Raw genomic sequence first — 12,484 nt, forward strand, 5'->3', positions numbered from 1 at the left:
ACGCCGCCGAGTCACAGCGACAGCGTCTCGCGGAGGATGCGTGGATCGAACACGCGCGGGGGGTCAACCCCGACCACGGCTTAGCAAGCCGGTGCCTTACCGCTCGGCCAATCCTCCGGGTGGGCGGCCCGCGCCAATGTGCGCGCTCGAAGCGGCCGCCCCGGGCAGCTCCCCGTGTGGGACGGACTCGACGGAGGCGTAACTACTCCGGAGCCCGTCGGCTGCCCTGCTGGGAGCTCGACGAACTGCTACTGACAGGCATCGTCGTGCTCCTCTCCCAGATCGTGGTGCCGGAGGAACCCGGCGACTTGGACATAACCACTGTGCCCGTACGCCGAGTTGGACGCCACCGAATAAATCACCGGCCGGGCACTGCGCCCGGCCGAAGGCAGCCGACCGAAGGGGGCCGGGGGCCGGGGGCGAGGCCACTCGGAGGCGGGAGGCGCGCTACCGGCGACGCCACCTGCGGCGCCGTGCCTTGCTGAAGAACCAGCCCGCGGGCGGCTCGTCGGAGCGCCAGGGCTGCGGGTCGGGTCCGCCGTCCCGCCAGCGGGCCGCGAGCATCCGGGCGCGCGCGGACGGCTCCGCCGTGTCGGCGGACCGTATGAAGTCGTCGTCCAGGACCAGCTCGTCCCAGACGTCCTCGGACGCCCCCTGGCCCTGGCCGTCGCCCGGGCCCTGGCCGTCGCCCGGGCCCTGTCCTTCGCTCCGCGGTGCCTGCGCTGCCATCCCCGTTCCTCCTCGCTGTGCATCCCCTTGAGCAAGTGTGCCGTTCTGCGTGTAAAGCCGATCTCAAGATCAAAAGAGGCTCCACGCGCGCGTGCCCCCGGAAAGCCGGTCACGCGCGCGTGGAGCCGCCCCGACTCCCCGGAGCGGTTACTCCTCGCCGGCCAGCGTCAGCGTCCTCAGCTTCTGCCCGGCGAACCAGGTGGCGGCGACGGTCACCACGACCAGCAGCACCGTCCCCGTGGTCAGCCCTACGTCCGACGTGACGAGGTCGCCGCCGGACACCTTCTGGGCCACGGCGAGGGACCACTGCTGGACGCTGAGCGTGCGTGCCCCGGAGACCAGCGACCCGAAGAGGGTCTCCCACACGAGGGCGTAGACGAGTCCAAAGACGACCGCGTGCCGCGTGATGGTGCCCAGGAGCAGGAACATCGCGGCGTACGCGATGGAGGCGACCAGCGCGGCCACCGTGTAGGCGACGGCGATCTGCTGGCCGTTGCCGTTGAGGATCATTCCCGCGAGGAACGTCGGGATCGCCGAGAACGCCATGGTGACGGCGATGGCGACGATCAGCTTGGTGAAGATGATCGTGGGGCGTTTGACCGGCTTGGCGAGCAGGTAGACGACCGAGCCGTCGTCGATCTCGGGGCCGATCGCCCCGGTGCCCGCGATGACGCCGATGATCGGCACCATCGTGGCGAGCGCGAACCCGCCGAGGACGTCCGAGGCCACCTGGTCGTCGGTGCCCGTGAAGCCGCGTACGGCCACGGAGATGACGATCAGCAGGGCGGGCAGGGCGCCCAGGATGAGGGCCCGGCGGCGGCCGAGCAGGCCGCGGTAGGTGAGCCGGGCGACTGTGGGGTCGTACATCTTGGCCTCCTACGCCGCGACGAGATACGAGAAGACGGACTCGAGGGACTCGTCGGACGGCGAGACCGTGAGCAGCCGGATGCCGTGGTCACGGGCCACCCGCGGCAGCAGTGCCGTGAAGCGTGGGAAGTCGACCGCCTGGATGCGCAACGCGCCCTCCTGGAGGTCCACTTCGATGCCGGACGTCGACGGGTCGGCGATGAGCGCGGCCGCCAGGGCACGGTCGTCGCTGGAACGCACCAGGTAGCGGTGCGGGCGGTCGGTCATCAGGCGGCGGATCCGGCGGAAGTCGCCGCTCGCCGCGTGCCGTCCGGCGACGATCACCTCGATGTGCGAGGCGAGTTGCTCGACCTCTTCGAGGATGTGGGACGAGAAGAGGACCGTACGGCCCTCGTCGCCCATGCGCCGCAGCAGGTCCATGAGCTGCATGCGCTGGCGCGGGTCCATACCGTTGAACGGCTCGTCGAGGAGCAGCAGGGACGGGTTGTGGACGAGCGCCGAGGCCATCTTCACGCGCTGGCGCATGCCCTTGGAGTACGTGGAGATCTTGCGGTCCTGCGCGTACTCCATCTGGACCGTGGCGAGGGCCCGCTGGGCGGCCTTGTCGCCGAGGCCGTGCAACTCTGCGTTGGCGACGACGAATTCGCGGCCCGTGAGGAAGTCGTACATCGCCTCGCGCTCGGGGACGATGCCGATCTGCTTGTAGATCTGTTCGTTGCGCCAGGTCGCCTGGCCGTCGAGCGTGACGCTGCCCGTGGAGGGGGCCAGGAAGCCACCCATCATGTTGATGAGGGTGGACTTCCCCGCGCCGTTCGGACCGAGCAGGCCGGTGACGCCGGGGCCGATCGTCATGGTGACGTCGTTGACGGCCACCACGTTGCCGAACCAGCGCGACACGTGGTCGATGGTGAGCGTGGTCACAGTCCGACCTTTCGGTAGCGGCGCATCAGCAGGCCGTAGCAACCGGCGATGAGTCCCAGGGTGACGAGGAGGAAGACGACGCCCTGTCCGGACGAGGGCCCCACCTCGCCGGGGTACGAGGACGACGCGCCGAGGAAGGCGGTCTGTACGCCGTCGATGAGCGTGATGGGTGAGAACAGGCCGAGCCACGGGATCGCCGAGGTGCTGTCCTGCGAGTGGGCGATGGCCTGGACGGTGGAGACGGCTCCATAGGAGATGGTCAGTACGGCGATGACGGCGGCAATGCCGAAGCCGCGCCGGGGCGTGACCGCCGAGATGACCAGGCCGATGCCGGCGAAGAGGAGGGAGAGCAGTGCCACGGAGACGAGCCCTTGTGCGAAACCCTTGGTCTGGTCCGCGAAGTCGAGTTTGGCCAGCAGCGCGCCCACGTACAGCACGAGCAGCGGGGCGGCGGTGATCAGGAACAGTGCCGAGGCCAGCGCCGCGTACTTGGCGCGGACGTAGTCGACGGTCTCGATGGGGCGCGAGAAGTAGAGCGGAACGGTCTTGAAGCGCAGGTCGCGGGAGACGGCCTGCGGTCCCTGGGAGGCGACGTACAGGCCGATGACGGCCTGCATGATGACCGCGTAGCGCGTGTAGTCGACGGGCAGGTCCTTCGCCTTGGTGGCGACGGCGACCGCGACCATGATCAGCGCGGGCACGCACATCACCACGAAGAGCAGCATCGGCAGCACCTTGGACTTCACCGAGCGGCCGAGGCCGTAGGCACCGCGCAGGGACTGCGAGTAGAGCGAACGGCGGGCGTACGCACGGCCCAGGCGCGGGCCGTCGTAGTTGCGGTAGCCGATGTTGTGGATCCGGGTCTGCTCGCCCGGGCGGGCCGGGGCCGTGGCCTGGGCCGAGGTCTGTGCCGGGGGCTGCTCAACCGCCATGGCCGACCGCCTCCTTCCGCTGTTCGTCGCCGCCTTGGAGAGCCTGCTCGGCCTGCTCGTCGCTGTCCGTGAAGACCTCCGAGATGTGGTGCCTGCGCTGCTCCATGCGCACCAGACCGAGGCCCAGGTCGGCGACGACGTCCCGTACGACGTCGTACGTCTCCTCGCCCTCCGCCGTGAGCAGGAGGATGTGGCCCGCGCCGGGCAGTCCGGTGCCGTCGTGGGTGTCGATCCCGCGCGCGTGGAGCACATCGCGCACCGCGCGGGTGCCGTCCGGGTGCTCGTCGGTGTCGGTGACCTCGATCGCGAGGATCGCCGTGCTCTGCGTGAAGTCCGTGGTGGAGCTGGACCGCAGGAGCTTGCCGCCGTCCACGACGACGACGTGGTCGCAGGTGCGCTCCAGCTCGCCGAGGAGGTGCGAGGTGACAAGGACGGAGATGCCGAAGTCGGTGTGGATACGGCGGATCAGGCCGAGCATCTCGTCACGGCCGACCGGGTCCAGGCCATTGGTCGGCTCGTCCAAGAAGACCAGCTGTGGGTCGTGGACCAGCGCCTGGGCGAGCTTCACGCGCTGCTTCATGCCCGTCGAATAACCGCCGATGGGGCGGTAGCGCTCCTCGTAGAGGCCGACGTGGCGCAGCGTGTCCGCGGTGCGCTCGCGGGCCGCCGCCGGGGGCAGGCCGGACATGCGCGCCATGTGGACGACGAACTCGGTGGCCGAGACGTCGGGCGGCAGACAGTCATGCTCCGGCATGTACCCGACGCGCTCACGGATGTCGCCGCCCTTGGTGGCGACATCGAGTCCGAGCACTTCGGCACGGCCCTCGGTGGCGGGGGACAGACCCAGCAGGATCTTGATCAGTGTGGACTTGCCGGCTCCGTTGGCTCCGACGAGTCCGGTCACACCGGGTCCGACGTCCACGGAGAGCCGGTCAAGAGCGGTCACCCTCGGGAACCGCTTGCTCAGGCTTTCGGTCGCGATCACAGTCACATTTCGAAGGTAGTGGCGCAGACCACACCGGTCGTCAACCCTGGGAGCTGTATCGGCGTCCCTCTCGGGTATTACGGGCCCGTAGGGGTCCCCCTCAGGTCGAACAACCGGCGGCGGACGGACGGCATCACGCGGGGCCCGTCTCGGCCCGATTGTCCGCATAGGCCGGTCATGAGGTCGGTCATGAGGTCGGTCATGAGGTCGGTCATGAGGTCGGTCGTCAGGCCCGTCGTCGGGCGTCGTCACCCTGGCCATCGGCCTGGTCCTCTGGTTGGTCTTCTGGCCCGGTTGTCCACATCGGCCCGGTTGTCCACAGGTCGCGTGCACACCTATTGACGCAGCCTCCAATAATTGTCACATTCATCAGTGTCAAGTTGCGGGCGTGTACGGCAGTCGGCTTGGGACGGACGGTGGCATGACCTCGGCAGTGGCAGCGGAAGCGGCTTCACCAGGGACTTCTTCGGGCAAGGGCGGCGGACTCGGCGCGGAACTGCGGGGGTTCAGAGAGGTGCAGCGGCTCGCGTACGAGTGCGCGGAGGCGGTCGCGGCGCAGCTGAAGCCGGGCGTGACCGAGCGCGAGGCGGCACGGATGCAGCGCGAGTGGCTGCGCGAGCGCGGCGTACGCGACTGGTTCCATCTGCCCTTCGCCTGGTTCGGGGACCGTACGGCGTTCGTGGACTTCCGGATCCCGCTGCAGTTCTTCCCCACCAGCCGACGTCTGGAGGCGGGGATGCCCTTCATCCTCGACTTGGCACCCGTCTACAAGGGCTTCACCGCGGACATCGGATACTCCGGCTCGCTGGGGCCCAACCTGCTGCAGGACAAGCTCCTCGCCGACCTGGAGGCCCACCGCGAGCTGATCCTGCGAGAGGTGCGCGAGCGGCGCCCGCTGCGCGAGATCTACCAGGACGTGGACCGCCTCATGGTCCGCCAGGGCTACGCGAACCGGCACCGGGCGTATCCCTTCGGGGTGATCGCGCACAAGGTAGACCGGGTCAGGGAGCGGCGCTGGTCGCCGAATCTGTTCGGGTTCGGCACGCAGTCGCTCAAGGGTCTGGCGAGCGACGCGCTCCACGGCCACCGTGACGGCTGGTCCCCGCTGTGGTCGCCGTACAGGTTCTCCGACCATCCTCCCCGGCCCGGCCTGTGGGCGGTCGAGCCGCACCTCGGATTCCGGGGCACGGGCGCGAAGTTCGAGGAGATCCTGGTGGTCACCGACTCCGAGGACCCCGAGCAGAGCGCCTTCTGGCTGGATGACGATCTGCCGCACGTGCGGCGCTGGGCGGAGGACAAGTGACGCTTGAGGGTGCGCGCGAGCGCTGGGTGCGTACGGGCGGGGTCGAGCTGTGTGTCGCCGAGCTGGGCGACCCGGCACAGCCCACGGTGGTGCTCGTACACGGTTATCCGGACTCCAAGGAGGTGTGGTCCGAGGTCGCCGCGCGCCTGGCACTGCGCTTCCATGTCGTGCTGTACGACGTGCGCGGCCACGGCCGCTCGACGGCACCTCAGCCGCTGCGCGGCGGGTTCACGCTGGAGAAACTGACGGACGACTTCCTGGCCGTCGCGGACGCTGTCAGCCCGGACCGTCCGGTCCACCTGGTGGGCCACGACTGGGGCTCGGTCCAGGCCTGGGAGTTCACCACCGTCAAGCGCACCGAAGGGCGGATCGCCTCCTTCACGTCGATGTCGGGGCCGTCCCTCGATCACTTCGGGCACTGGATCAAGAAGCGCGTGTCCCGCCCGACGCCCCGCAGGGTCGGCCAACTGCTCGGCCAGGGCGCCAAGTCCTGGTACGTGTACCTGCTGCACACTCCGGTGCTGCCCGAACTCGCCTGGCGCGGCCCCCTCGGCAAGCAGTGGCCGAAGATCCTGCGGCGGCTGGAGAAGGTCCCCGGGGGCGACTATCCGACCCCGTCGCTGCCCACGGACGCCGCGCACGGCGCCTGGCTGTACCGGGACAACGTACGGGCCCGGCTGCGCAGGCCGCGCGCCGACGCGTACGCACACGCGCCCGTGCAGCTCATCACGCCGCTCGGGGACGTGTTCCTCTCGGAGAAGCTCTACGACGAGTTGGAGCTGTGGGCCCCGCAGTTGACGCGCCGTACTCTCCCGGCCAAGCACTGGATCCCGCGCACCAGGCCGGATCAACTGGCCGCCTGGATCACCGAGTTCGTGACGACCACCGAGGGCGGCAGGACCACATCGGCGGCGACCGGCCCGTACGCCGACCGCTTCGGCGGGCAGTTGGTGCTGGTCACCGGCGCGGGCAGCGGTATCGGGCGGGCCACCGCCTTCGCGTTCGCCGAGGCCGGCGCGCGCGTGGTGGCCGTCGACCGGGACGCGGAGAGCGCGGCCCGCACCGCGGAACTGTCCCGGCTCATCGGCGCCCCTCAGGCCTGGGCCGAGACGGTCGACGTCTCCGACGAACAGGCCATGGAGAAGCTCGCCGAGAAGGTCGCCGCGGAGTACGGGGTGGTCGACGTCCTGGTGAACAACGCCGGAATCGGGCTGTCCGGCTCGTTCCTCGACACCACCGCTGAGGACTGGCGCAACGTCCTCGACGTCAACCTGTGGGGCGTGATCCACGGCTGCCGGCTCTTCGGGAAGCAGATGGCCGAGCGCGGACAGGGCGGCCACATCGTCAACACCGCGTCCGCGGCCGCGTATCTGCCCTCCAGGACGCTGCCCGCCTACAGCACCTCGAAGGCGGCGGTACTGATGCTCAGCGAGTGCCTGCGCGCCGAGCTGGCCGGACAGGGCATCGGGGTCTCGGCGATCTGCCCGGGCTTCATCAACACGAACATCACGTCGACCGCGCGTTTCACGGGCGTCGACGCCGTCGAGGAGAAGCGGCGCCAGAAGAAGTCCGCGCGGCTGTACGGGCTGCGCAACTACCCGCCGGAGAAGGTCGCCGAGGCCGTGCTGCGCGCGGTCGTCCGCAACCAGGCCGTGGTGCCCGTGACCGCGGAGGCACGCGGTGGCCGCCTCATGTCCCGCTTCACGCCGAGAGCGCTGCGCGCGATCGCACGAATGGAGCCACCCCTGTGACCGATGAAGGCACCACCGTGAGCGGCCGTTACCCGATCACTCCCCGGCGGGTGTCCTTCGACTGGGAGGAGACCCCGCTCCACTGGATACCGGACGAGCCGACCGCGACCCACGTCATCAACGTGCTGCACCTGCTGCTGCCGACGGGGGAGCGGTGGTTCGTGAAGGTCTTCAAGGAGGGCCTTCCGCTGGTCCGCGACCCCGAACTCCTCAAGGACGTCAAGGGGTTCATGGGCCAGGAGGCGACGCACAGCGTGCAGCACTCGTACGTGCTGGACCACCTCGCCGCACAGGACCTCGACACGGCCGCGTACACGAAGCACGTCGACTACCTCTTCCAGAAGATCCTCGGTGAGACCCCACCGCTCGGCGCACCGATACCTGAGCCGGAGTGGCTGCGCTTCCGGCTCTCGGTGATCGCGGCGATCGAGCAGTTCACGGCCGTCCTGGGCGACTGGGTGCTGGCCGCCGAGGGGCTCGACCGCGCCGGGGCCGACGAGGTCATGCTCGACCTGCTGCGCTGGCACGGCGCGGAGGAGGTGGAGCACCGCGCGGTCGCCTTCGACATGTACCAGCACTGCGGCGGCGAGGGCCTTCCCCGGTATGCGCGCAGGGTCGCCGGCATGGCGGTCACGGCCCCCGTGATGCTGTACATGTGGGCGTGGGGCGCGGCCTACCTCATACGTCACGACCCGCGGCTGGCCGGGCGGCTGCGCTACTCGCTCGGGGAGCACAACCGGGCGGTGCGCAAGGGGCTGCTGCCCACGTGGAAGGAGCTCGGCTCCGCCGTGCCGCGCTATCTGCGGCGCTCGTACCATCCCTCGCAGGAGGGCTCGATGCGCAGGGCCGTCGAGTATCTGGCGCGGTCACCCGCGGCCCGGACCGCGGCGGGGGCGATCGGCAGAGCCGCGATCGGGTAGTGGCAGCGGGTGGCGGCATCGGGTGGTGGCGGCATCGGGTAGCGGTATCGGGTGGCGACGAGGACTCGGGAAGGCAGGGACCGTGGACGACGAGCCGGTCGGCGTCACGTACCGGATCGAGGACCTGGCGCACCACAGCGGTGCCACGGTCCGGACGATCCGTGCCTACCAGGACCGCGGGCTGCTCCCCCGGCCCGAGAGGCGCGGCCGCGCAAACGTCTACTCGGACGCCCATCTGGCCCGGCTGCGGCAGATCGCCGACCTCCTGGACCGCGGCTACACGCTGGCCTCGATCAAGGAACTCCTGGAGGCCTGGGACGCGGGCCGGGGTCTCGGCGGCGTGCTCGGCCTGGTCGCGGAGGTGGACGGGCCGTGGACGGACGAAGAGGCGGTCCGTATCTCGCGGGCCGAGCTCGACGAGCGGTTCGGCGGCCACCCGGACGACATGGCGGTGGCCGACGCCGTCGAGCTCGGGGTTCTCGAACGCGTTCCGGGGCACGAGGACACGTTCCTCGTGCCGAGCCCCCAAGAGCTGGCTGTAGCCGCCGAGTTGTACGAGGCGGGCGTCCCGCTGTCCGCGATCTCGGGCCATCTGCGGGAGTTGAGGGGGCAGGTCGAGCACATCGCCTCGCGCTTCCTGGAGTTCACCAGCGAGCACGTCTTCGCGCGCTATCTCGGCGAGCATCCGCCGACCGACGCGGACGCCGCCGAAGCGGCCGCGCTCGTACGACGGCTGCGGCCGCTCGCACGCCAGACGGTGGACGCCGAACTCGCCCGAGCCATGCGACTGTTCGCCAACCGGCATCTGCGTCGGCACCTCGGTGCCGAGCAGCCCCCGGTGACTGCGGACGAGACACGATCCGTGGCAGTGCCCGCGGAGACAATGGCCGCTGTGGAGCGGCTCGTCGGCGCGGAGAAGGCGGCCGAGTTCATCGCTGTGGCGGCCGAACGGGAGGTCAGGGCCCGTGCCTTGGACGCGCTCGCCGCAAATCATGCTGAGCCCGGGAAAGTTGACGAACCGTCGTAAAGTGTCGGCGAGTTGTCCACAGATTCTCCAACTGGCCCTGTGGATAACGCACTTGGCTGTGGATCAAACCTCCGGGTCAAAATCAAATGCGTGACGAGCGTCTCGCCAGGCACTCTGGCGGGATGGACGAAAGACGCACCGTGAAGGTGTCGAAGTACCTCTCGAAGCATCTGCGGCATCAGCCCGAGCGGATCGGGCTGACGCTCGACGAGGGCGGCTGGGTCGAGATCGAGACGCTCATGGCCGCGGCCGAAGCGCACGGCTTCCGGTTCACCCGGGACGAGCTCGACCACGTGGTCGCGAACAACGACAAGCGGCGCTTCGCGATCGAGGGCTCGCGGATCCGCGCCAGCCAGGGCCACTCCGTCGAGGTCGACCTGGGCCTGGCGGCGGCGATCCCGCCCGCGTACCTCTACCACGGGACCGTCGCCCGCAGCCTGGACGCGATCCGTGCCGAGGGGCTCCGGCCGATGAACCGGCACGACGTGCACCTCTCGCCCGACCGCGAGACCGCGACCCGTGTCGGCGCCCGCCGCGGCCGTCCCGTCGTGCTCTCCGTGGACGCGGCCGCCATGCACCGCGACGGCCACGAGTTCCGGGTGAGTGCCAACGGGGTCTGGCTCACGGCCGCCGTACCCCCGCGCTACCTGCGGTTTCCCGCCCCGCACTGACCGACCGGGCCCGTCCTGCGGGCTTGCCCAGACCCATCGCGGCGGGCTTGTCCGGGGCCCGTCCCCGTGGGCTTGCATGGGCCCGCCCACCGGCCGTTTGGGGTGCGCCCCGCGGCTCCGCCTAGGCTCTGCGGCATGAGTCTGCGCCTGAGCACCGTGATCCTGCCGTACCTCCGCTGGCACGAGGGAGGGCGTTCGGCATGGCAGCGCGCCGAGCAGCTCGGGTTCCACACCGCCTTCACGTACGACCATCTGTCGTGGCGGACGTTCCGCGAGGGGCCCTGGTACGGGGCCGTACCGACGCTCACCGCCGCCGCGGGAGCGACCGACCGGCTGCGCCTCGGCACGCTGGTGACCTCCCCGAACTTCCGGCATCCGGTGACGCTCGCCAAGGAACTGATCGCGCTGGACGACATCTCCGGTGGCCGGATCACGCTGGGCATCGGTGCGGGCGGCTCCGGCTTCGACGCCACGACGCTGCTGAAGAGCGGCGAGGAGCCGTGGACGCCGCGCGAGCGGGCCGACCGCTTCGGCGAGTTCGTGCCGCTGCTCGACCGGCTGCTCACCGAGGACTCCGTTTCCTACGACGGCACCTTCTACTCGGCGCGCGAGGCGTACAACATTCCCGGCTGCGTCCAGCGCCCCCGGCTGCCCTTCGCGGTGGCCGCCACCGGGCCGCGCGGGCTGAAGCTCGCCGCCAGGTACGGGCAGGCGTGGGTGACGACGGGCGACCCGAAGCTGTTCGAGACGGGCACGCCCGAGCAGTCGGTTCAGGCCATACGCGGACAGGTCGAGAAGCTGGCCACCGCGTGCGAGACGGTCGGCCGCGACGTCAACGAGCTCGACAAGGTCCTGCTCACCGGCTTCACCCCGGACCGCGCGCGTCCGCTGGAGTCCCTCGACGCGTTCGTCGACTTCGCGGGCCGACACATGGAGCTGGGCTTCACCGACATCGTGATCCACTGGCCCGTCCCGGACTATCCGGACTTCGCCGCGGACGAGAAGACCTTCGAGCACATCGCGATGGAGGCCGTCGGGCAGCTCGGCTGAGGCCCTGTCCGGCGCCTCGGTTCGGCGCCTCGGTTCGGCGCCTCGGTTCGGCGGTGGGCTCCGGCGGGGGGCCTCCGTGGCGGACCTCGGTGGCGGACCTCGGCAACTGGCTCCGGCGGACCGACGTCGGCGAGCCGGCTACGACGGACCGACGCCGGCGGACGGACGCCGCTGGACGGACGCCGGTCAACGGACGCCGGTGGGTCGGCTCCGGCGGACGAGTTCTGGGCCCGCTCCGGTGACTGATGCGGCGGCCGTTTCGGCAGTCCTCCGCAGGCGCCCCTCAAGGAGGCCCCACCTCAGCCCCGGGTTGGCAAAGCCGCAGGTGAGGGCACGGCTCACTCACATGTGCGGTCCGCCGCACGCCCGTGCACGCATATGCGGGAGAATGAGGAAGTGACCTCAGCGACCCGACGGCCCGGGAACCCGGCCTCCACTCTCCCGCCCCGCCTGATCGCCACGGATCTCGACGGCACTCTGCTGCGCGACGACAAGTCCGTCTCACCACGCACGGTCGCAGCCCTGGCCGCCGCCGAGGAGGTCGGCATCGAGGTCTTCTTCGTGACCGGACGCCCCGCCCGCTGGATGGACGTCGTCAGCGACCATGTCCACGGTCATGGCCTCGCCATCTGCGGGAACGGCGCCGCCGTGGTCGACCTGCACGGCGGCCCCGGCGCCCACCGCTTCGTCAAGGTCCGCGAGCTGGCACGGGAGAACGCGCTCGACGCGGTACGGCTGCTCCGTGATGCCGCGCCCGGGACCGTGTTCGCCATCGAGCAGACGTACGGCTTCTACCAGGAGCCGGCGTATCCGAAGCTGCACATGGAGATCCCCGACACCCTCGCACCCGCCGAGAAGCTCCTGGCGCCGGACGCGCCCGGTGCCGATGAGCCCGTGCTCAAGATCCTCGCCTTCCACCACGAGATCGCCCCGGACGACTTCCTCATGACGGCCCGCCTGGCCATCGGCGACCGGGCCAACGTCACCCGCTCAAGCCCCAGCGCGCTCCTGGAGATCAGCGGCCCCGGCGTCTCCAAGGCCAGCACGCTCGCGCTGTGCTGCGCCGAGCGCGGTATCTCGCACGAGGAGGTCGTCGCCTTCGGGGACATGCCCAACGACGTGGAGATGCTCACCTGGGCGGGCACGTCGTACGCGATGGGGAACGCCCACCCCGACGTGATCGCGGCGGCCTCCGGTCGTACGGTCGCCAACAACGAGGACGGGGTGGCCGTCGTGATCGAGCGGATAGTCGCGGAACGCCGGTAGCCGAGCAGTTGCTCGCGGAGCGCGAGGAGCGGAGCACGAGTAAGGGACGACGTCCTGGCACC

At 70.3% G+C, this 12,484-nt stretch carries 12 protein-coding genes and 1 tRNA gene; 7 read left to right on the forward strand and 6 right to left on the reverse strand.

Going from position 1 to position 12,484, the window contains the following annotated elements:
* Positions 1–30: 30 nt before the first annotated feature.
* From ACIBEI_RS26130 to ACIBEI_RS26155, 6 genes are all read right to left on the reverse strand, one after another.
* Positions 31–117: transfer RNA gene (locus ACIBEI_RS26130), tRNA-Ser, on the reverse strand.
* Between the two features lie 330 nt (positions 118–447).
* Positions 448–729, reverse strand: a complete 282-nt coding sequence (locus ACIBEI_RS26135; protein WP_398892662.1) for a hypothetical protein — start codon at positions 727–729, stop codon at positions 448–450.
* Positions 730–876: 147 nt separating this feature from the next.
* Positions 877–1,596 (reverse strand): ABC transporter permease, encoded by a 720-nt coding sequence (locus ACIBEI_RS26140; protein WP_398892663.1) that lies wholly within the window; start codon positions 1,594–1,596, stop codon positions 877–879.
* A 9-nt stretch (positions 1,597–1,605) separates the two neighbouring features.
* Positions 1,606–2,517, reverse strand: coding sequence for an ABC transporter ATP-binding protein (locus tag ACIBEI_RS26145; protein WP_189841576.1), 912 nt, complete (start codon positions 2,515–2,517; stop codon positions 1,606–1,608).
* Positions 2,514–3,449 (reverse strand): ABC transporter permease subunit, encoded by a 936-nt coding sequence (locus ACIBEI_RS26150; RefSeq protein WP_398892664.1) that lies wholly within the window; start codon positions 3,447–3,449, stop codon positions 2,514–2,516. The genes ACIBEI_RS26145 and ACIBEI_RS26150 overlap by 4 nt, the downstream gene beginning before the upstream one ends.
* The gene (locus ACIBEI_RS26155; protein ID WP_398892707.1) at positions 3,439–4,434 is read right to left on the reverse strand and encodes an ABC transporter ATP-binding protein; all 996 of its coding nucleotides are present in this window, start codon (positions 4,432–4,434) and stop codon (positions 3,439–3,441) included. The genes ACIBEI_RS26150 and ACIBEI_RS26155 overlap by 11 nt, the downstream gene beginning before the upstream one ends.
* A 421-nt stretch (positions 4,435–4,855) precedes the next feature.
* On the opposite strand from ACIBEI_RS26155, the gene ACIBEI_RS26160 reads away from it, so the two are divergent.
* From ACIBEI_RS26160 to ACIBEI_RS26190, 7 genes are all read left to right on the forward strand, one after another.
* The gene (locus ACIBEI_RS26160) at positions 4,856–5,737 is read left to right on the forward strand and encodes a M24 family metallopeptidase (RefSeq protein WP_398892665.1); all 882 of its coding nucleotides are present in this window, start codon (positions 4,856–4,858) and stop codon (positions 5,735–5,737) included.
* Positions 5,734–7,488: an SDR family oxidoreductase gene (locus tag ACIBEI_RS26165; protein WP_398892666.1), complete on the forward strand. Its 1,755-nt coding sequence runs from the start codon at positions 5,734–5,736 to the stop codon at positions 7,486–7,488. Before ACIBEI_RS26160 ends, ACIBEI_RS26165 begins: the two co-directional genes overlap by 4 nt.
* Complete coding sequence (locus ACIBEI_RS26170; RefSeq protein ID WP_398892667.1) at positions 7,485–8,408, forward strand: metal-dependent hydrolase; 924 nt, start codon at positions 7,485–7,487, stop codon at positions 8,406–8,408. Before ACIBEI_RS26165 ends, ACIBEI_RS26170 begins: the two co-directional genes overlap by 4 nt.
* An 82-nt stretch (positions 8,409–8,490) precedes the next feature.
* Positions 8,491–9,435: a MerR family transcriptional regulator gene (locus ACIBEI_RS26175; protein ID WP_398892668.1), complete on the forward strand. Its 945-nt coding sequence runs from the start codon at positions 8,491–8,493 to the stop codon at positions 9,433–9,435.
* A gap of 122 nt (positions 9,436–9,557) precedes the next feature.
* The gene (locus tag ACIBEI_RS26180; RefSeq protein ID WP_398892669.1) at positions 9,558–10,106 is read left to right on the forward strand and encodes an RNA 2'-phosphotransferase; all 549 of its coding nucleotides are present in this window, start codon (positions 9,558–9,560) and stop codon (positions 10,104–10,106) included.
* A 135-nt stretch (positions 10,107–10,241) separates the two neighbouring features.
* Complete coding sequence (locus tag ACIBEI_RS26185; RefSeq protein ID WP_398892670.1) at positions 10,242–11,156, forward strand: LLM class flavin-dependent oxidoreductase; 915 nt, start codon at positions 10,242–10,244, stop codon at positions 11,154–11,156.
* 378 nt (positions 11,157–11,534) lie between these two features.
* Positions 11,535–12,422: a Cof-type HAD-IIB family hydrolase gene (locus ACIBEI_RS26190; protein ID WP_398892671.1), complete on the forward strand. Its 888-nt coding sequence runs from the start codon at positions 11,535–11,537 to the stop codon at positions 12,420–12,422.
* Positions 12,423–12,484 lie beyond the last annotated feature (62 nt).

Origin of the sequence: Streptomyces sp. NPDC050988 (assembly GCF_044456225.1) — a bacterium.
Classification (GTDB): Bacteria; Actinomycetota; Actinomycetes; order Streptomycetales; family Streptomycetaceae; genus Streptomyces.

Bases quoted from the DNA above. Each gene is read 5' to 3' on its own strand.
- ACIBEI_RS26160 (WP_398892665.1), top strand. From the start codon at position 4,856: ATGACCTCGGCAGTGGCAGCGGAAGCGGCTTCACCAGGGACTTCTTCG.
- ACIBEI_RS26140 (WP_398892663.1), bottom strand. From the start codon at position 1,596: ATGTACGACCCCACAGTCGCCCGGCTCACCTACCGCGGCCTGCTCGGC.
- ACIBEI_RS26190 (WP_398892671.1), top strand. From the start codon at position 11,535: ATGCGGGAGAATGAGGAAGTGACCTCAGCGACCCGACGGCCCGGGAAC.
- ACIBEI_RS26150 (WP_398892664.1), bottom strand. From the start codon at position 3,449: ATGGCGGTTGAGCAGCCCCCGGCACAGACCTCGGCCCAGGCCACGGCC.
- ACIBEI_RS26135 (WP_398892662.1), bottom strand. From the start codon at position 729: ATGGCAGCGCAGGCACCGCGGAGCGAAGGACAGGGCCCGGGCGACGGC.
- ACIBEI_RS26185 (WP_398892670.1), top strand. From the start codon at position 10,242: ATGAGTCTGCGCCTGAGCACCGTGATCCTGCCGTACCTCCGCTGGCAC.
- ACIBEI_RS26180 (WP_398892669.1), top strand. From the start codon at position 9,558: ATGGACGAAAGACGCACCGTGAAGGTGTCGAAGTACCTCTCGAAGCAT.